17 protein-coding genes are annotated in these 18533 nt (G+C 62.3%); 5 read left to right on the top strand and 12 right to left on the bottom strand.

Annotated features, from left to right (window positions below; genetic code table 11):
- Positions 1-54 precede the first annotated feature (54 nt).
- A complete protein-coding gene (locus tag EO136_RS05850; protein WP_127143526.1) occupies positions 55-591 on the top strand; it encodes a hypothetical protein in 537 nt (178 codons plus the stop codon).
- An 18-nt stretch (positions 592-609) separates the two neighbouring features.
- Here the strand turns inward: EO136_RS05850 and map are convergent, their stop codons facing one another.
- From map to EO136_RS05795, 11 genes are all read right to left on the bottom strand, one after another.
- Positions 610-1359: a type I methionyl aminopeptidase gene (gene map / locus EO136_RS05845; RefSeq protein WP_127143525.1), complete on the bottom strand. Its 750-nt coding sequence runs from the start codon at positions 1357-1359 to the stop codon at positions 610-612.
- Positions 1356-3005, bottom strand: coding sequence for a glucose-6-phosphate isomerase (pgi, locus tag EO136_RS05840; RefSeq protein ID WP_127143524.1), 1650 nt, complete (start codon positions 3003-3005; stop codon positions 1356-1358). Before pgi ends, map begins: the two co-directional genes overlap by 4 nt.
- A 10-nt stretch (positions 3006-3015) precedes the next feature.
- Positions 3016-4149: a tRNA guanosine(34) transglycosylase Tgt gene (tgt, locus tag EO136_RS05835; protein WP_127143523.1), complete on the bottom strand. Its 1134-nt coding sequence runs from the start codon at positions 4147-4149 to the stop codon at positions 3016-3018.
- Positions 4142-5221 carry a tRNA preQ1(34) S-adenosylmethionine ribosyltransferase-isomerase QueA gene (gene queA / locus EO136_RS05830; protein ID WP_127143522.1) on the bottom strand — a complete coding sequence of 360 codons (1080 nt, stop codon included), beginning with the start codon at positions 5219-5221 and terminating at the stop codon, positions 4142-4144. Before queA ends, tgt begins: the two co-directional genes overlap by 8 nt.
- The gene (locus EO136_RS05825; protein WP_127143521.1) at positions 5222-5602 is read right to left on the bottom strand and encodes a hypothetical protein; all 381 of its coding nucleotides are present in this window, start codon (positions 5600-5602) and stop codon (positions 5222-5224) included.
- 2 nt (positions 5603-5604) lie between these two features.
- Positions 5605-6081 carry a peptidylprolyl isomerase gene (locus EO136_RS05820; protein ID WP_127143520.1) on the bottom strand — a complete coding sequence of 159 codons (477 nt, stop codon included), beginning with the start codon at positions 6079-6081 and terminating at the stop codon, positions 5605-5607.
- 27 nt (positions 6082-6108) lie between these two features.
- Positions 6109-6723: a peptidylprolyl isomerase gene (locus tag EO136_RS05815; protein ID WP_127143519.1), complete on the bottom strand. Its 615-nt coding sequence runs from the start codon at positions 6721-6723 to the stop codon at positions 6109-6111.
- A complete protein-coding gene (coaD, locus tag EO136_RS05810; protein WP_127143518.1) occupies positions 6723-7211 on the bottom strand; it encodes a pantetheine-phosphate adenylyltransferase in 489 nt (162 codons plus the stop codon). The genes EO136_RS05815 and coaD overlap by 1 nt, the downstream gene beginning before the upstream one ends.
- Before the next feature lie 13 nt (positions 7212-7224).
- Complete coding sequence (locus EO136_RS05805) at positions 7225-7845, bottom strand: LysE family translocator (RefSeq protein ID WP_127143517.1); 621 nt, start codon at positions 7843-7845, stop codon at positions 7225-7227.
- A 100-nt stretch (positions 7846-7945) separates the two neighbouring features.
- The gene (gyrA, locus tag EO136_RS05800; protein ID WP_246018280.1) at positions 7946-10612 is read right to left on the bottom strand and encodes a DNA gyrase subunit A; all 2667 of its coding nucleotides are present in this window, start codon (positions 10610-10612) and stop codon (positions 7946-7948) included.
- A gap of 197 nt (positions 10613-10809) precedes the next feature.
- Positions 10810-11829: a LacI family DNA-binding transcriptional regulator gene (locus EO136_RS05795; RefSeq protein WP_127143515.1), complete on the bottom strand. Its 1020-nt coding sequence runs from the start codon at positions 11827-11829 to the stop codon at positions 10810-10812.
- Positions 11830-11954: 125 nt separating this feature from the next.
- Here EO136_RS05795 and EO136_RS05790 point away from each other — a divergent pair, with 125 nt between their 5' ends.
- The 3 genes from EO136_RS05790 to EO136_RS05780 all read left to right on the top strand — a co-directional run bounded on the left by EO136_RS05790 (position 11955) and on the right by EO136_RS05780 (position 14570).
- A complete protein-coding gene (locus tag EO136_RS05790) occupies positions 11955-13100 on the top strand; it encodes an MFS transporter (protein WP_127143514.1) in 1146 nt (381 codons plus the stop codon).
- A 61-nt stretch (positions 13101-13161) separates the two neighbouring features.
- Positions 13162-13614: a baeRF12 domain-containing protein gene (locus EO136_RS05785; RefSeq protein WP_127143513.1), complete on the top strand. Its 453-nt coding sequence runs from the start codon at positions 13162-13164 to the stop codon at positions 13612-13614.
- A 116-nt stretch (positions 13615-13730) separates the two neighbouring features.
- The gene (locus EO136_RS05780) at positions 13731-14570 is read left to right on the top strand and encodes a YihY/virulence factor BrkB family protein (protein ID WP_164730461.1); all 840 of its coding nucleotides are present in this window, start codon (positions 13731-13733) and stop codon (positions 14568-14570) included.
- A 61-nt stretch (positions 14571-14631) separates the two neighbouring features.
- Here the strand turns inward: EO136_RS05780 and ssb are convergent, their stop codons facing one another.
- The gene (gene ssb / locus EO136_RS05775; RefSeq protein WP_127143511.1) at positions 14632-15111 is read right to left on the bottom strand and encodes a single-stranded DNA-binding protein; all 480 of its coding nucleotides are present in this window, start codon (positions 15109-15111) and stop codon (positions 14632-14634) included.
- A 395-nt stretch (positions 15112-15506) separates the two neighbouring features.
- On the opposite strand from ssb, the gene uvrA reads away from it, so the two are divergent.
- Positions 15507-18401, top strand: a complete 2895-nt coding sequence (gene uvrA, locus EO136_RS05770; protein WP_127143510.1) for an excinuclease ABC subunit UvrA — start codon at positions 15507-15509, stop codon at positions 18399-18401.
- The last annotated feature ends 132 nt before the right edge of the window (positions 18402-18533 follow it).

The raw sequence follows: 18533 nt of genomic DNA, 5'->3' as shown, positions 1-18533 counted from the left end.
CCACTGGCGACGCAATGGAACGATTGTGTGCTCCCCGACAACAGGAGCAGCGTCATGACATCCCTCGCCCGAGCACTTGCCCCCGTCGCGATCTTTCTGGCGATGGCAACCTCGGTACCGGTCAAAGCTCAGGACTATGCGGACGTGCCGCTTGCCAAACTGCAGGAGACTGCAGCATCCGAGCACCCCTCGGCCCTCTACGTGCTGGCCTCACGGCTGTTCGATACCGGTGCGAGGTCCGATGCCGTTTTCTGGTATTATGCTGGCCAGTTGCGCTACCGCATCCATCTGCAGTGCAATCCCGACCTCGCGCCGGACGGCGATCCAGCCCTCTTCGGCGCACTCTCGGAGGTGATCGGCAACGAGATCAACCGCTACGCCTTCGGCGACGTCGAGGCCCTTGCAGGAACGCTTGAAGCGGTCGTCGAATGGGACGAGGCGACGGAGAACCCGATCAATCCGCGCGAAAAGTGCCCCGAGGCCCATATGGAGGTCGTCTCGGGACTTCAGGATCTCCGCGGTTATCTGCTCGAGAATGTCGACCTGATCAGGGACGAGCGTGAGCAGGCAGGCCTCGATAACACCTGGTGAGTTTGGGAGCTGCGAACCTCAGTTGGTGACCACGAGGGCTCCATGCCGGGTAGCCACGATGGTGTGCTCGAACTGCACGCAGAGCGCGGCAGGCTCGCTGACTAGCGTCCAGGGGTCGTCGGGGTCCTTTTCCTCGGCATAGCGCCCCCCGAGCGAGAGGAACGGCTCGATCGTGAACACCAGCCCCTCGGTCATCTTACGCCGCTCGGCCCGGTCCGGCCATGTGGCAATGGTGGACGGCTCGTCATGAAGGCTGTCGCCGACCCCATGGCTGGCAAGGTTGCGGATCAGGGTGTAGCCGTTCATCCCGGCGAACTTGCCGATTGCCTTCCCGATATCGGCGAGGCCTGCCCCGGTCTTCACGGCCCGAATCCCCGCCCACATGGCACGCTTGCCGTCCCGGCACAGCTTTTGGGTGCGCCGCGAAACCGGCGGTACCAGATAGGAAGCCCCGGTATCGGCATAGACCGCATCCTTGACCGCGGACACGTCGATATTGACCAGATCACCGGCCTCTATAACCCGATCACCCGGAATACCATGCGCAATCTCCTCGTTGACCGAGATGCACGTCGCACCGGGGAAGCCATAGGTGACCTCCGGCGCCGAGCGGGCACCGTTCTCGTCGAGGATCTTCCGCCCGATATCGTCGAGCTCACGGGTCGTGATCCCGGGCTCCAGCGCCGCCGCCATGGCATCGCGCGCCACCGCGCAGATGCGCCCGATGGCCTTGAGGCGGTTCAGTTCCTCTTCGGAGGTGATCGTCACGTCGAGCTGCCCTTCAAAGCATGGAAATGAGCCAGCAGGCCCGTGGTCGAGCTGTCGTGATCGTCGCCAGGCTGCTGCTCCTCAACCTTGGGAAGCAGCGCCTTGGCCAATTGCTTACCCAGTTCAACGCCCCACTGATCATAGGAGTTGATGTTCCAGATCGTGCCCTGAACGAATACCTTGTGCTCGTAGAGCGCAACCAGCCTGCCCAGCGTTGCGGGGTCCAGCTTCTCGTACATGATGGTGTTAGACGGCCGATTACCCGGGAACACCTTGTGCGGCACCAGCGCCGCGATCTCTTCGTCGGCCAGCCCCTGGGCCTTCAGTTCGGCCTCCACTTCGCTCTGTGATTTCCCGAGCATCAGCGCTTCGGACTGCGCGAGGCAGTTGGCAACCAGCTTGGCGTGGTGAGGCGGGAGATTCTCGTGCGGTGTCGCCGCCACGAGGAAATCGCAGGGAATCACGCTCGTGCCCTGGTGGATCAGTTGATAAAACGCGTGCTGCCCGTTCGTCCCGGGCTCGCCCCAGATGATCGGCCCGGTGTCCCAAGGCACATCCTTGCCCTTGAGCGTCACCGACTTGCCATTTGATTCCATATCCTGCTGCTGGAGATAGGCGGCAAATCGTGACAGGCGCTGGTCGTAGGGCAGCACCGCATGGGTCGCAAAGCCCCAGGTGTTGCGATACCAGATACCCAACAAGCCCATGATGACCGGCAGGTTCTTTTCGAGCGGGGTGGAGCGGAAATGGTGATCCATCTCCCCTGCGCCGCGCAGAAATGCCTCGAAACTATCAAAACCCACGGCGATCACCACAGGCAGGCCGATCGCGGACCAGACCGAATAGCGGCCGCCGACCCAATCCCAGAACCCGAAAATCCGGTCCTCGGAGATGCCGAACGCCTTGCAGCCTTCGATATTGGTTGAAACGGCGGCAAAGTGGGCGTTCACCGCGTCTTCGCCGAGCGCCTCGGCCAGCCAGGCCCGCCCCGAGCCCGCATTGGTCATGGTTTCGTCGGTGGTAAAGGTCTTGGACGCCACGATGAACAGCGTTCTGGCCGGGTCGAGGCCCTTCAGGGTATCGGCAATGTGTGCGCCGTCGACGTTGGATACATAGTGAGCCCGCAAATCCTGGCGCGTGTAGGGCGCCAGCGCCAGAGTGACCATCGCCGGGCCGAGATCGGAGCCGCCAATCCCGATATTGACCACATCGGTGAAGGCCTCGCCGGTAGCACCTCGGACCTCGCCGCTTCTTACAGCCTCCGAGAAGCCCTTCATGCGCGCGAGCACATCCCGCACACCGGGCATCACATTCTCGCCGTCGACCGTGACGGGTTCGTCGCCGAAATGGCGCAATGCCATGTGCAGCACAGCCCGGCCCTCGGTCCTGTTGATGGGCTCGCCCGCCCACATGGCGTCGCGCCGCCCTTCGACATCGGCAGCCTTGGCCAGCGCGAACAGCGCTTTGAGCGACTGGCTGTCGATCCGGTTCTTGGAATAGTCGAGCAATATGTCCCCGAACCGCGCCGAATACGTCGCGAAGCGCTCCGGGTCGTGCGCGAACAGCTCGCGCATGTTCGTGCCTTGGAGGCGCGAGCGGTGCTTTTCGAGGTCGGCGAATGCCTGCTTGCGGGCCTTGTTGGACATCTTGTTTCCCTTACTCGACTGCCGGCAGGTCGCCGCGCGCCCACCCATCCCGGGTTTCGGCGACGAAATCGTCGAACCGGCCGGCTTCAATTGCACTTCGCATCCCGCTCATCAACTCCTGATAATAGGCCAGGTTGACCTGCGAGAGTATCATTGCACCGAGAATTTCCTCGCACTTGACGAGATGATGCAGATAGGCGCGCGAGAACCGCCGGGCGATGGGGTTGGACGAGGCTTCGTCCAGAGGACGCGGATCATCCCTGTGCCGGGCATTCTTGAAATTGACCACGCCAAAGCGGGTATAGGCGTGTCCGTGTCGCCCGGCCCGTGTGGGGTGGACGCAATCGAACATGTCGATGCCACGCGCCACGGCGCCCAGCAGGTCATCGGGCTTGCCGACGCCCATCAGATAGTGCGGACGGTCTTGCGGCAGATGAGGCACAACCTCATCGAGTACGCGGAACATGACCTCCTGAGGCTCACCCACCGCCAGCCCGCCTACCGCATAGCCGTGAAAGCCGATGTCGGCCAGCGCGGCAGCCGAGATGGCCCTCAGCCCGGCATCATCCCCGCCCTGCACAATCCCGAAAAGCGCTCTGCCCTTTGCATCGTCAAACGCGCGCTTGGAGCGCTCCGCCCAGCGCAGTGACAACTGCATGGCCCGATCCAGTTCGTCCCGCTCGGCAGGCAGTCCCACGCATTCGTCGAGTTGCATGATGATATCGGAATCCAGAAGCTTCTGGATTTCGATCGAACGCTCTGGCGTTAGACTGTGGCTCGACCCGTCGATATGGGATTTGAACGTGACACCGTTCTCTTCGAGCTTGCGCAATTTGGAGAGGCTCATGACTTGGAACCCGCCCGAATCGGTGAGAATCGGCCGGGGCCATTCCATGAATTGGTGCAGCCCGCCGAGGCGGGCCACACGCTCCGCACCGGGCCGCAGCATCAGGTGATAGGTGTTTCCCAGGACGATATCCGCGCCGGTGTCGCGCACCTGCTCGGGATAAAGCGCCTTGACGGTGCCCGCCGTGCCCACCGGCATGAAGGCAGGGGTCCGGATCTCTCCGCGCGGCGTGTCGATCCGCCCGCGCCGTGCGCTGCCACCGGTCGAAAGGAGAGCGAACTGGAAATGCTCAGTCATGGTTGGCCCGGAAAAGCAGCGAGGCATCGCCGTAGGAATAGAAGCGGTAGCCTGTCTCGATAGCGTGCGCATAAGCGTTGCGCATGGTCTTGAGGCCCGAGAACGCGGACACCAGCATGAACAGCGTCGAGCGCGGCAGGTGGAAATTGGTCATCAGCGCATCGACCACGCGAAAATCGAAGCCGGGCGTGATGAAGATATCGGTGTCCCCCTCGAACGGGACCAGCTCTCCGGTCTCGCGCGCCGCACTTTCAAGCAGCCGCAGGCTTGTCGTGCCGACAGCCACAATCCGCCGGCCCGCCGCCTTCGCCGCGCGAATGCGCTCCACCGTGGGCAGCGTTACGACGCCCCATTCCGCATGCATGCGATGATCGTCGGTATCGTCGGCTTTCATGGGAAGGAACGTCCCCGCGCCCACATGCAGGGTGACCTCCTCGATCGCGACGCCGCGCGCTTCGAGCGTCCGAAGCAGTTCGCGGGTAAAGTGCAGGCCAGCAGTTGGGGCCGCTACTGCGCCGTCGCGTTCGGCATAGACCGTCTGATAGTCCTCTCCGTCCCGCTCTTCGATGGCGCGCTTGGCGCCGATATAGGGCGGCAGCGGCATGGCCCCGCGCGCCTTGATCGCCTCGTCGAGCACGGCCCCCGAGAAGTCGAAGGCCAACGTAACCTCGCCTTCGTGCACCGAAGCCACAGTCGCTTCCAGCGCATCGAGCGCGCAGATGTTGCCGGTGCTCTCACCGAAGATGATGCGGTCCCCCGGCTTGAGCCGCTTGGCAGGACGGGCAAAGGCCAGCCACCGGGACGGGTCGATCCGCTTGTGCAGGTTGAAAGAGACATTGGCCGTCAGCTCGCCCCGGTGCCGCACACCTCGAAGGTCCGCCGGGATCACCCTCGTGTTGTTGAGCACCAGCACGTCGCCCGGATCGAGCACGGTCGAAAGGTCCCTGACCACGCGATCTTCCAGTGTACCGATTGCATCGACAACAAGCATGCGCGCGCTGTCGCGCGGACTGACGGGGTGAAGCGCTATCCGGTCTTCAGGCAGGTCGAAATCGAAAAGGTCGACGCGCATTCAGGGCCCGATGCAGGTAACTGCATAGGCACCAGTGCCCACGATCTGGAGTGTACCCCCCATGGCAAAATCGCTCTCTTCGAGGACCCTGAACAGACGCAGGCGCGCCACGATCTCGTTGATGTTGGCATCGGTGAAATCGACACGGACCGTTTCCGCGTCGCCGAACGCCTGAACCGATCCGATGGCGCCTTCGGCGGTCGTCCATTCCTGGCCGCCCACCTGAATGTAGGCGCTGATCACCGCGAGGATTGGCAGGCTGCCGATCGCCATGTCGATGGTCGCGCCATCTTCAGAGACGCAGGATATGGTTCCGGTCGCGTGCGCGGGAGCGGCCAAAGCCGCCCCCGCCACCATCGCAAGTCCGAAAAGCCTGAGCATTCTCAGGCGACGTCGGCTGCAACGCGCAGGCTGACGATCCGGTCGGGATTGCGCACGGGCTCGCCGCGCTCGAGCTGGTCGATATGGTCCATGCCTTCGATGACCTGGCCCCAGACCGAGTACTGCCGGTTCAGCCAGGGAGCCTCGCCAAAGCAGATGAAGAACTGGGAATTGGCCGAATCCGGATTGGCCGTGCGGGCAGCCGAAACAGTGCCACGCACATGCTTTTCGCTGGAGAACTCTGCCTTGAGATCGGGCTTGCTCGATCCGCTGGTGCCGTTGCCCTTGGGACAGCCGGCCTGCGCCATGAAGCCGTCAATCACGCGATGAAAGACGATCCCGTCGTAGAACTTTTCACGGGCGAGTTCCTTGATGCGCTCAACGTGCCCGGGCGCGAGGTCGGGGCGGAGCTCGATAACGACATCGCCCTTGGTCGTTTCCATGAGAAGGATGTTTTCGGGATCGGAATAGCTGGTCATTGGTCTGGGTGATCCTGTTGATGCAAATCAGAGACTGTCGGAAACGCGAAGCGACACCATCGTGTCGGGGTCGGGCACCATGCCATTGGCCTGCTGCGGACCACTCGCAAGGGCGTCCACGAGGTCCATGCCTTCTATCACCTCGCCGAACAGGGTGTACTGCTCGTTCAGATGCGAGGAATCGCCCGTCACGATGAAGAACTGGGAGTTGGCGGAGTTAGGGTCCGTGGACCGCGCCATACCAAGCGTGCCCCGCACGAACGGCTCGGACGAGAACTCGGCTTCAAGATCCGGCAGATCCGATCCGCCGGCGCCGGTGCCCGTGGGGTCGCCAGTCTGCGCCATGAAGTTCTCGATCACGCGGTGAAAGAGGTGGCCATCGTAAAAGCCGTCATTGGCGAGGGTCGTGATGCGCTCGACGTGATTGGGGGCCAGATCGGGCCGCAGCCTGATCAGCACCTCGCCCTCCTCCAGCGTGAGCGTGGCAAAAGGTCCTTCCGCGTCGCTCGTCTGGGCCACAGCCGGCTGGCTGTGCCCGAGCGAGAGCAGCGACCATGCGGCGGTGGCCGCAAAAAGGCCGACGAAGGCAACGACCAGAAACACGATCCGGCGGTTCAACGGTTGGGGGGCATGTGCTGCCATTACATCTCCATGAGTTCGAGAACGCGGGCCGGGACAAAGTGCGATATGTCACCGCCCATGCCTGCAATCTGGCGGACCAGCGTCGCGGAAATATGGCGCACCGCCGGGCTTGAAGGAAGAAACACGGTCTGCAGGTCGGGCGCGAGCCTGGCGTTCATCCCCACCATCTGCATCTCGTAATTGTAGTCCGTAGTGTCACGAAGACCCCGGATGACGATGCCTGCGCCCGACGCCAGAGCAGCGTCGACCATCAGCCCGTCGAATTCCATGATCGCGACTTCGGTCTCGTGCCCGGCAGCGATCGGACCGGTGATCTCGTCGATCATCCGGACGCGCTCGGCGGCTGCGAGCATCGGGCTTTTCTGGGCATGCACGCCAACGCCAATCACCAACCGATCGACGAGCCCGCAGGCCCGATCGATGATGTCCACATGTCCGTTGGTCAGGGGATCGAACGACCCCGGGTAAAAGCCGATGCGCATTTTCATGGGCGGTGTTGTGTCACGCTCGCTTTTGCAGCGCAAGCCAGATGCCCCCGCCGATCAGAACGGCACCCGACACCCGATTGACCAGCCGAATGCGGGCAGCGGTGATCCAGTGCCGCGCCTGACCGGCCAGCACCGCATAAACGGAATCGCTGAGTGTGGTCACGAGCATGAACAGCCCGCCCAACATGATGATCTGGGTGAGCGCGGGTCCAGCGCCGACCACGAACTGAGGCAGGAACGCCCCAAAGAACAGCAGCGCCTTGGGATTGGCCCAGATCACCAAAAACCCCTGCACAACATGGCCACGCAAGGACCGCGGTTTGCCGGCACGAACCCCGCCGAGCTCGCCGCGCGAGCGCATCATGCCGATGCCGATCCAGACGAGATACGCGGCGCCCAGCAGCTTGATGATGTCGAAGGCCCAGCCCATGAAGCTCATCACCGCCTCGAGCCCCAGTGCAACCACGAATATCATGCTGGCCAACCCGATCTGCGTGCCGACAATGATGGCAAGCCCCGCCAGGGTGCCGGATGAGAGGGCACTCGCGATGATGATAGTAACCGTTGGCCCCGGCACCACGGCGATGAACAAGGCTGCTGTGACAAAGGCAAAAAGCGAGGCTGCATCGGCCATCGGCTGCGCTCCATTTATCCGGAGCTAGACACTACCTCGGTCCCTTGGCAAGCTCTATCGACCGTTGACGAAAAAGGCCGCCCATCAGGGCGGCCTTCTCTTATTCGGTCGGGTTCTCGGCCTCTGGCACGTCGCCCTCGCCGTCCGCGTTCTCCGGCTCGGAAATCCGCTCGACAGAGACCACCTTTTCATCTGCGGCGGTCTTGAAGATCGTCACGCCCTGGCTCGAGCGCCCAACGATCCGGATGCCTTCCACAGGCACACGGATCACCTGGCCGGCATTGGTCACCAGCATGAGCTGATCATGGTTCTCGACCGGGAACGAACCGATAAGCTGGCCATTGCGGGCATTGACGGCCATGGCCACGATCCCCTTGCCGCCGCGCCCAGTGACCCGGTATTCGAAAGAGGACGTGCGTTTGCCAAAGCCGTTCTCGGAGATCGTCAGCACGAACTGCTCAGACGCACTCATCTCGATGTAGCGCTCCTGGGTCAGGTGCGCATCGCTGGCCCCGTCTTCATCGGAGTCCTGAACGCTGTCATCGGACTCACCGCGTACGGCGCGGCTCATCTTGATGTATGCCGCACGCTCGTCGGCGCTGGCATCGAAGTGCCGCAGGATCGACATCGAGATAACCGTATCGTCATCGGCGAGGTTGATGCCTCGCACACCCGTCGAATCGCGGCCCTTGAAGACGCGCACGTCTGTGATCGCGAAGCGGATGCACTGGCCGTTGGCAGTCGTGAGCAGGATGTCGTCCATTTCACTGGCCGTCTCGACACCAACGATGCCATCGCCTTCGTCGAGCTTCATGGCGATCTTGCCGTTCTGGCGCACTTCCACGAAGTCAGAAAGCTTGTTGCGGCGCACATTGCCCCGCGTCGTCACGAACATGACGTCGAGCGCGTCCCAGGATTCCTCGTCCTCGGGCAACGGCATGATCGAGGTGATATACTCCCCATTCTCGAGCGGCAGCATATTGATAAGGGCCTTGCCGCGCGCATTGGGCGCGGCAACGGGCAACCGCCAGACCTTCATCTTGTAGACGATGCCGCGTGACGAAAAGAACAGCACCGGCGTGTGCGTGTTGGCTACAAACAGCCGCGATACGAAATCCTCGTCGCGCGTGCTCATGCCTGAGCGGCCCTTGCCGCCGCGCCGCTGCGCCCGATAGGTCGAGAGCGGCACGCGCTTGATGTAACCCGCGTGCGTGACGGTGACCACCATGTCCTCTCGGGCGATGAGATCCTCATCGTCCATGTCGCCGGCGAATTCATCGATCTGGGTGCGTCGCGGCGTGGAATACTGATCCCGAACCTCAATCAGCTCGTCTCGCACGATACCCAGGACCCGCTCACGAGAGCGAAGGATGTCCAGATAGTCCGCGATCTGCTCGCCGAGACCGTTCAGCTCGTCGCCAATTTCGTTGCGTCCCAAGGCTGTCAGTCGCGACAGCGTCAAAGCGAGGATCGCGCGGGCCTGCTCATCGGAGAGCCGGAACGTGCCGTCGTCATTGGTGGTGTGGCGCGGATCATCGATCAGATGGATCAGATCCAGAATATCGCCTGCCGGCCAGTCGCGCTCGAGCAGTTTTTCCCGGGCCGTCGCAGGGTCGGGCGACGAGCGGATGAGACGGATCACCTCGTCAACATTGTTGACCGCAACGAGCAGCCCGACCAGCACGTGGGCCCGGTCGCGAGCCTTGTTGAGCTGGAACCGCGCGCGCCGCGTAACGACTTCTTCGCGGAATTCGAGGAACGCCAGCAGGATGGCCCGCAAGGACATGACTTCGGGCTTGCCGCCATTCAGCGCGACGAAATTGCAGCCAAACGTCGTCTGAAGGAGCGAGAAACGATAGAGCTGGTTCAGGACGACGTCGGCCACCGCGTCCCGCTTGAGTTCGATCACCACGCGCATGCCCTGGCGATCGGACTCGTCGCGGATATCGGCAATGCCCTCGATGCGCTTGTCGCGTACCATTTCGGCGATCTTTTCGATCATCGAGGCCTTGTTCACCTGATAGGGAATCTCGGTGATGATCAGCGCTTCGCGTTCCTTGCGAACCTCCTCGATCGCGACCTGGCCACGCATGAGAACCGAACCGCGGCCGGTCTCATAGGCTGAACGGATGCCGGCCTTGCCAAGGATGATGCCCGCCGTCGGAAAATCGGGGCCCGGCATGATCTCCATGAGTTCATCGACCGTGATTTCGGAATTTTCCATCACCGCCAGAAGGGCATCGACGACTTCCCCCAGATTGTGGCTGGGGATGTTGGTGGCCATGCCCACGGCGATACCGCCACCGCCGTTGACCAGAAGATTGGGGAACCGCGCCGGCAGAACCGTCGGCTCACGTTCCGAATTATCGTAGTTGTCGCGGAAATCGACGGTATCCTTGTCGAGATCCGAGAGCAGCGTGCCGGTCACGCGCTCCATGCGCACTTCGGTGTACCGCATGGCAGCCGGCATATCGCCATCGACCGAGCCGAAATTGCCCTGACCGTCGATCAGCGGCAGGCGCATGGAGAAGTCCTGAGCCATGCGCACGAGTGAATGATATACGGCCGAGTCGCCGTGCGGGTGATACTTACCGATTACGTCACCAACCACGCGGGCCGATTTGCGGTAAGGCTTGTTGTGCTCGTATCCCTGCTCGTGCATCGAGTAGAGAATACGCCGGTGCACCGGCTTTAGCCCGTCTCGCACATCAGGCAGAGCCCGGCTCACGATCACGCTCATAGCGTAGTCGAGATAGGACTTGCGCATTTCGTCGGTAATCGAGATCGGATTGATATCGGAAGGCACCGGGCCTCCCGGCGTATCCTCTGGCGTATCTGTCACGATGGCCGTTCTGCGTTGTTGGACCTTGGGACTTGTTTAGGCGATTCCGCTGCCGCGCACCATGTCTGGCACCGGTTGTGATGCAGCAAGCGGCCTGCGTCCACCGGAAAGTGCATATGGCGTCATCTACGGGCGGGCGGCGCTGCACTTGAAGCCCTTACGACGAGTTCCACGGGCAGCGTCACCGTGCGCGTCCTCTGGGCCGAAAGCAACTCCACTGCCAGCCGCCCCTTTTCCTCCACGGGCTGTCGCACCGTGGTCAGCGGTGGCCGGGATGTTTTGGCTTCGGGCACATCGTCAAATCCCACCACCGAAACGTCGTCCGGAACATCGAGCCCCAGTGAGGAGGCCACGTCGAGAACCTCGAACGCGATACGGTCCGACATCGCCAGTATGGCGGTGACGGGTTCACTCCCCTGCCAGGAGTCGATCATGAAGCGCCGGATGAGGTTTCGATCCGCCCCCGATTCTAGAACCGTAAGGCTTTCGCGTGGCAATCCCACCGCCGCGAGAGCATCTCTGTAGCCATCGAGCCGCGTCGGCGCAGCGCCGCAATAATGATCGGTGGACCTGTCCATCGGCGCCACTACTGCTGCCAGGCTGCGATGCCCCAGGCCCAGAAGGTGGCTCGCGGCAAGCCGCGCCCCCTCCCGGTCGTCCACCACCAGCCCGCTGGCCGACTCGCTGGCAGGTGCGTCCACGCGCACCAGCGGCAGCCCCCTGCGCCCGGCTGCAATGGCCAAGGGGTCTCCCTCCTCGGCGCAAAGCACGATGAAACTGTCGACCAGCGCGTTCGCGATAACCCGTTCGGCCGACGCGGTATCCCTGCTGGATATCAGCATCAGGCCGCTCCCCGCGCGGCTCGCCGCGGAAGCGACGCCGGACATGAACACGCGGGCGAACGGGTCCTCGAAAAAATACTCGACGGGGTTGGAGGTGACGACACCTATTGCCCCTACCCGCCCGGCCCGCAGCAGGCGCCCTGCCGGATCGGGCCCCCGGTATCCCAACGCTTCTGCGCACGCCAGCACCTTCTCGCGCACGGTCTCGCGCACGAGCTCGGGACGGTTGAAAACGTTGGAAACCGTGCCCTGGGAAACCCCGGCAGCCTTGGCAACATCGATCAGTCGGACAGCACCCATGTCCCGAGTTTAGAGGACCGCTTGAATCGATTCAATACGGCGTTGACAGAGGCCGGTGACCGATGGTCGTATTCGGCCACTATTGAATCGATTCAAGATCAAACGTTGCAAGCAAGGATTCCTCGATGACCCCGGCCCGATACTCGATCTCGGCTCTCTTTCTGGCGAACGGCTTCCTGATCGGCAGCTGGGCTCCGAAGATTCCCGTGATGATGGATCGGCTTGCCATCACGGAATCCGTCATGGGCATGCTCATCGTCGCCTTTGGCGTTGGATCGGTCGTCATGATGCCGGTCTTTGGCGGCATCACGGCCCGCCATGGATCGAGGATGGTCGTGCGGTTTGCATCCATCGCCGTGATTCCGACCCTGCTCGCCGTCACGCTGGCCCCGTCCCTGTCAATCGCGGCGTTCACGGTGTTCCTGTTCGGGGGAATCATCGGCGGCATGGACGTGGCGATGAATGCCAATGCGGTTGCCGTCGAGCGAAAACTGGGCAAGGCGATCATGTCATCGTGCCATGGCTTCTGGAGCATCGGCGGGTTAATGGGAGCGGCACTGGCCGGTGCGCTGCTCGGACAATGGGGCGAGACGGTTCACGCGGTGGCGCTGACGGCAGTGACGGGCCTCGTGATCGTACTGGCGCTCCCGGGCGTTTTGGACGATTCCGAGCCCCAGAGCATGGCAAAGCGCGCGCCGCTGGCCCTGCCCCGGGTCCCCCTGCCTTATCTGATCGGCATCATGGCACTGTTCTCAATGGTGCCGGAAGGCACGATTCTCGACTGGTCGGCCCATTACCTCCGCACCAGCCTAGGCACCGATATATCGGTGGCTGCACTGGGGTTCGCAGCTTTCTCTGCGACAATGGCGACCATGCGCTTTGTCGGCGATGCCGTCCGGCAACGGCTCGGCGCGGTCCGCACGCTGCGCATCTCCACGGGCATTGCCCTAGCCGGCCTTCTCGTCGGGGGCTTGGCGCAAACACCGGCAATGGCCATTGCCGGCTTCGCACTCGCGGGTGTCGGGATTGCCAATCTTGTGCCGATCGCCTTTTCCGCGGCCGGCAATCTCCCGGGAATTCCTTCCGGCATAGGCCTGTCGATCGCCACGGTCACTGGCTATTGCGGCCTGCTGCTGGCGCCCGGAATCATAGGCTTTGTCGGCGAATGGACCGGGTTCCGCCCGGTCTTTCTCGGCGTTGCCGCGCTGCTGGTGGTGCCTTTCGTTCTCTCGCCGCTTGCGCGATATGCAGAATTCGCGTCCGATCGATAAAGGAACTGTGCCGCGCCCCGCTAGTTCTACCGGTTCACGCCCCAACGAACGGAGCAGGACGATGCAGCAGATGGATTTCGACGTCGACAGTGGCGTCTGGGTACTGGTCGCCGACGGTGAGAAAGCCCTGTTTTTCGAGAACACCGGCACCCGGCAAACTCCGGTTTTCAAGGTGATCAGGGAAATGGAGCAAGATAATCCGCCGAGCCGCGAGCAGGGCACCGACACGCCCGGGCGCATGAGCGATTCCGGGGTCAACCAACGCAGCGCGATGGACGAGACAGACTGGCACAGGCTGGCCGAAGAGCGGTTTGCAAAGGATGCGGCAGACCTGCTTTACCGCTATGCCCACAAGCAGCGCTTCAAGCAGATCGTCCTGTGCGCCGCGCCGCGGGTCCTTGGGGAGTTGCGCAAGGAGCTGCATTCGGAAGTGCGCACCCGTGTGATTGGAGAAGTGCCAAAAACGCTCACCAACCACCCCGTCGACCAGATCGAGCGAATCTTGAGCAGCTAGAGGGAACCAGCGTGCCGCCAAAAACCTTGCCGGGAAGCGCCGCGCGCAATCCCTTTCAGATCCCGCCTAAGGGTTGGCAGGCCATTGCTGTCCGGACCGCCCGCAACATGGGACGGATGGAAACCACACTCCGATGCGCTGGGGTCGCCTATTTCATTTTTCTCTCTCTTTTCCCGGCGATCGGTATAGGCGTCTTTCTCTTCGGCTTGTTCGCCAGCCGTCAGTTCGTGGCCGAGCAGCTTGATCGTGTGTCGATGTTCCTGCCCGAGATCGCGCTTGGGGTACTCCGCGAACGGCTGGATCTATTGCTGGATCAGCCGCAGGCCGGGCTCGGAATAGGGCTGGCGGTTTCGCTCGTCATCGCGCTGTGGAGCGGATCACGGGGTATGGATGCTCTGATCTATGCGACCTCTGCGGCCAACCACGAGGACAACCAGCGATCGTTCCTCGTCTCTGTGCTGCTTTCGATCGTAGTGACCCTGATCGGGACGATCTTCCTGCTGCTGGCGCTCTCGATCATTGCCGCTCTCCCCGCGATTGCCGGGCTGTCGCCGATCCCGGGCACACAGGAGCGGATCACCATGATCCTCCGCTGGCCGCTGCTTCTCGCCCTGGCGATGGTGGGCATCACGGCACTCTACTACACCGCCAACCGCCGCCCGCCTAAACTTAAGTGGATATGGCCGGGTGCACTTCTCGCGTCCGTTCTGTGGCTAGCCTCGTGCTTCGTGTTCTCGCTCTATGTCGAGAAAATCGGAGACTTCGAGGCGACGTTCGGCTCGCTGACCGCCGCCGTAGTGCTGCTGCTCTGGCTTTATCTCTCGGCGCTCATTTTCATTCTCGGCGCATCGCTCAATGCGGAGATCGAATTTCAGACCGCGAAAGATTCCACTATGGGCCAGCCCAGGCCACGAGGAGCACGCGGCGCAGTCGTGGCGGACGAGCGCCCCGACTGATAGTTTGACACGACGCAGGGTCGGCAGCTGGCGACAGCGAACTTGACGAACCGAAAGAGCCTCAGAACGGGATGTCGTCGTCCCCACCCGGCTCGAACGCCGGCGCGCTCGAAGGGCGGCGGCTTTCGGTCTGGCGCGAAGGCGCACCATATCCGCCGCCTCCACCACTACTCCCCATCTCGGAATCGCCGCCGCGCCCGTCGAGCATGGTCAGCGTCGAGTTGAAGCCCTGGAGCACGATTTCGGTCGTATACTGGTCCTGGCCATCCCGCTCCCACTTACGTGTCTGGATTTGGCCTTCGATATAAACCTTGGAGCCCTTGCGCAGATAATTCTGCGCGACCTTCACGAGGCCCTCGCTGAAGATCACCACGCGGTGCCATTCGGTACGCTCGCGCTGCTCGCCGCTGTTGCGATCACGCCAACGTTCGGAGGTGGCGATACGAAGATTGGCCACGGCCCCCCCGTTTGGGAGCGTCCGCACTTCGGGATCTGCTCCCAGATTTCCAACCAGAATTACCTTGTTGACGCTTCCCGACATGTTTCTTTCCTGTCTCTTGTCCGCCGGTAGGGGTCCGGCCAGTCACATGCACTCACTATACGCGGGTCGACTGCCGCTTTGGGACCCGCGTCGATTTTTTGCACAACCCAATCTGCACTCGACTGCATTCCAACGCCGGCCATACGGCTATGTTCACTTTATGTTCCAATCTGCTATACCGTCAAGTATTCGATGCGCAGCTACGCCGTCGGCGCGAATACACCCTTGACCCGCACCGGATTGTTCCGCTTATGTTCGCGATTGTTGCTGAGCGTCCCGCGCTTGCGGACCGGACATCGGGTGCTTATGTGAACCCGACGCCCGATATGCCCGTTCCAGCACTTGATGATTCACTGTCCGGGTCTCTCCCGAGCAGCCCAACACGGATTTGGCCGATGACCGACATACCCCACCACAATCGCGATATCGTCATCCGGGGGGCCAGAGAGCACAATCTCAAGGGCATCGACGTCCGTTTACCTCGCGACAAGCTGATCGTTATGACCGGGCTTTCAGGCTCGGGCAAATCCTCTCTCGCCTTCGACACCATCTATGCCGAGGGACAGAGACGCTATGTCGAGAGCCTGTCGGCCTATGCCCGCCAGTTTCTGGAGATGATGCAGAAGCCAAACGTCGAGCAGATCGACGGGCTGTCCCCGGCCATTTCCATCGAGCAGAAGACCACGTCGCGCAATCCACGCTCGACCGTGGGCACGGTCACGGAAATCTACGACTATCTGCGCCTTCTTTTCGCCCGTGTAGGCATCCCCTATTCCCCGGCGACCGGACTGCCCATCGAAAGCCAGACCGTCTCGCAGATGGTCGACAAGGTGCTGGCGCTCGATGAAGGCACCCGTCTCTACCTGCTCGCGCCGATCGTCCGGGGCAGAAAGGGCGAGTACCGCAAGGAATTGGCCGAACTGCTCAAGAAGGGGTTCCAGCGCGTCAAGATCGACGGGGAATTCCACGAGATAGAAGAGGCCCCGGCGCTGGACAAGAAGCTCAAGCACGACATCGAAGTCGTCGTGGACCGCATCGTGGTCAATGCCGAGATCGGATCACGGCTGGCCGAGAGCTTCGAGGCTGCCTTGCGACTGACCGACGGCATTGCAATCGCAGAGTTTGCCGACGAGACCGACGACAACGGCGCGCCGCGGCGCATGACGTTCTCGGAAAAGTTCGCCTGTCCAGTGTCCGGCTTCACCATTGCGGAGATCGAGCCGCGCCTGTTCTCGTTCAACAATCCATTCGGTGCTTGCCCGGTTTGCGCAGGCCTTGGCACTGAAGCCAAGATCGATCCCAACCTGGTGGTCCCCGATTCCAACCTGTCGCTTCGGGACGGCGCAATCCTGCCTTGGTCCAAGACCTCCTCGCCCTATTACCTGCAGACGCTCAAGGCCGTAACGCGGCACTACAAGGCGTCCACCGGCACTCCTTGGCAGGACCTCCCGCTCGAAGTGCAGCACGCGATTCTGTTCGGGACGGACAAGACCGCGATCGAATTTGTCTATGACGACGGCATGCGCAAATACACCACCCGAAAGCCGTTCGAAGGCGTGGTGGGCAACCTTCAGCGCCGGTACCGCGAAACGGAATCCTCGGCTGCTCGCGAAGAGATCGAACGCTACATGTCGGCTGCGCCCTGCCCTTCGTGCGATGGCTATCGCCTCAAGCCCGAGGCCCTGGCCGTCAAGATCGCCGGCCGGCATATCGGCGAGGTCTCCGACCTTTCCATAAAGGCCGCCGCGACCTGGTTCACGGAGCTGCCGGCGGACCTCAATGAAACCCAGTACGCGATCGGCGAGCGGGTTCTCAAGGAAATCCGTGAACGCCTAGACTTTCTCAACGATGTTGGCCTCGAATATCTTACGCTGTCGCGCAATTCCGGCTCGCTGTCGGGTGGGGAAAGCCAGCGCATCCGGCTGGCCAGCCAGATCGGCTCAGGACTCACGGGCGTGCTCTATGTTCTCGACGAGCCGTCGATCGGCCTGCATCAGCGCGACAATGCACGACTTCTCGATACGCTCAGGCGGCTTCGCGATCTGGGAAACACAGTGATCGTGGTCGAACACGACGAGGATGCGATCCTCACGGCTGACCATGTGCTCGACATCGGGCCCGGAGCGGGCGTGCATGGGGGCGAGATCGTGGCTCAGGGCACACCAAGCGACATTCTCGCTCACCCCGACAGCCTCACAGGCCAGTACCTTTCCGGCCGCAAGGCCATCCCTCTGCCCGCAGAGCGCCGCAAGGCCAAGAAAGGCCGCGCGCTTTCCGTATCGGGGGCAACGGGCAACAACCTCAAGAACGTCTCGGTCGACATACCGCTCGGTATGTTCGTGGCCGTCACCGGTGTTTCGGGCGGTGGCAAGTCGACGCTGATCGTGGATACGCTCTACCAGGCAGTTGCCCGGCGTCTGAACGGCGCGCGCGTCAATCCGGCCCCCCATGAGAGCCTCACGGGTCTGGAGTTCCTCGACAAGGTTATCGACATCGATCAAAGCCCGATCGGGCGTACCCCGAGGTCCAATCCCGCGACCTATACCGGCGCCTTCACGCACATTCGCGAGTGGTTCTCCAACATGCCGGAGGCCAAGGCGCGCGGCTATGCGCCGGGCCGCTTCTCGTTCAACGTCAAGGGCGGCCGCTGCGAGGCCTGCCAGGGCGACGGCGTGCTCAAGATCGAAATGCACTTTCTCCCCGACGTTTACGTCACCTGCGACGTCTGCAAGGGCCAGCGCTATAACCGCGAGACGCTGGAGGTGCAGTTCAAGGGCAAGTCGATTTCCGACGTGCTCGAGCTGACCGTGGATGAAGGCGTAGACTTTTTCTCTGCCGTGCCCGTGATCCGGGACAAGCTTGTCACGCTCCAGCGCGTCGGTTTGGGCTACGTCAAAATCGGCCAGCAGGCAACGACCCTGTCGGGTGGCGAGGCCCAGCGTGTGAAGCTGGCCAAGGAGCTCTCCAAGCGGGCCACCGGCCGCACGCTCTATGTTCTGGACGAACCGACGACGGGCCTGCATTTCCACGATGTCGCCAAGCTGCTCGAGGTTCTGCAGCAACTCGTGGAAACGGGTAACACCGTGCTGGTGATCGAGCACAATCTGGAGGTTATCAAGACCGCCGACTGGATTATCGATCTGGGGCCGGAAGGCGGCGATGGCGGCGGTGAAATCGTTGCGGCAGGAACACCGGAAGAGGTTGCCACGAACGAGCGCTCCCACACCGGCCGGTTCCTTCGGGAAGTCATGGCCCGAAGGCACGACGGCATGACCAGCGCCGCCGAATAGGGCGACGAGTCTTTCAGAACCGGTCTCGATCATTGCGCGGGATGCATGGGCAGCATGCGCTCCGCCCAATATCGCACGGTCATGATTCGCCGGTAGACTGAGGCCACTGGTCATCCACATGGAGGGATCCAT

It is taken from the genome of Pelagibacterium montanilacus (assembly GCF_003992665.1).
Lineage (GTDB): Bacteria > Pseudomonadota > Alphaproteobacteria > Rhizobiales > Devosiaceae > Pelagibacterium > Pelagibacterium montanilacus.
This window is presented reverse-complemented; position numbering and strand designations above follow the sequence as displayed.

Excerpts from the sequence above, each read along its gene's own strand:
- EO136_RS05850 (WP_127143526.1), top strand. The coding sequence starts at position 55 with ATGACATCCCTCGCCCGAGCACTTGCCCCCGTCGCGATCTTTCTGGCG.
- pgi (WP_127143524.1), bottom strand. The coding sequence starts at position 3,005 with ATGTCCAACAAGGCCCGCAAGCAGGCATTCGCCGACCTCGAAAAGCAC.
- tgt (WP_127143523.1), bottom strand. The coding sequence starts at position 4,149 with ATGACTGAGCATTTCCAGTTCGCTCTCCTTTCGACCGGTGGCAGCGCA.
- queA (WP_127143522.1), bottom strand. The coding sequence starts at position 5,221 with ATGCGCGTCGACCTTTTCGATTTCGACCTGCCTGAAGACCGGATAGCG.
- EO136_RS05825 (WP_127143521.1), bottom strand. The coding sequence starts at position 5,602 with ATGCTCAGGCTTTTCGGACTTGCGATGGTGGCGGGGGCGGCTTTGGCC.
- EO136_RS05820 (WP_127143520.1), bottom strand. The coding sequence starts at position 6,081 with ATGACCAGCTATTCCGATCCCGAAAACATCCTTCTCATGGAAACGACC.
- EO136_RS05815 (WP_127143519.1), bottom strand. The coding sequence starts at position 6,723 with ATGGCAGCACATGCCCCCCAACCGTTGAACCGCCGGATCGTGTTTCTG.
- coaD (WP_127143518.1), bottom strand. The coding sequence starts at position 7,211 with ATGAAAATGCGCATCGGCTTTTACCCGGGGTCGTTCGATCCCCTGACC.
- EO136_RS05805 (WP_127143517.1), bottom strand. The coding sequence starts at position 7,845 with ATGGCCGATGCAGCCTCGCTTTTTGCCTTTGTCACAGCAGCCTTGTTC.
- gyrA (WP_246018280.1), bottom strand. The coding sequence starts at position 10,612 with ATGCGCAAGTCCTATCTCGACTACGCTATGAGCGTGATCGTGAGCCGG.
- EO136_RS05795 (WP_127143515.1), bottom strand. The coding sequence starts at position 11,829 with ATGGGTGCTGTCCGACTGATCGATGTTGCCAAGGCTGCCGGGGTTTCC.
- EO136_RS05790 (WP_127143514.1), top strand. The coding sequence starts at position 11,955 with ATGACCCCGGCCCGATACTCGATCTCGGCTCTCTTTCTGGCGAACGGC.
- EO136_RS05785 (WP_127143513.1), top strand. The coding sequence starts at position 13,162 with ATGCAGCAGATGGATTTCGACGTCGACAGTGGCGTCTGGGTACTGGTC.
- EO136_RS05780 (WP_164730461.1), top strand. The coding sequence starts at position 13,731 with ATGGAAACCACACTCCGATGCGCTGGGGTCGCCTATTTCATTTTTCTC.
- ssb (WP_127143511.1), bottom strand. The coding sequence starts at position 15,111 with ATGTCGGGAAGCGTCAACAAGGTAATTCTGGTTGGAAATCTGGGAGCA.
- uvrA (WP_127143510.1), top strand. The coding sequence starts at position 15,507 with ATGACCGACATACCCCACCACAATCGCGATATCGTCATCCGGGGGGCC.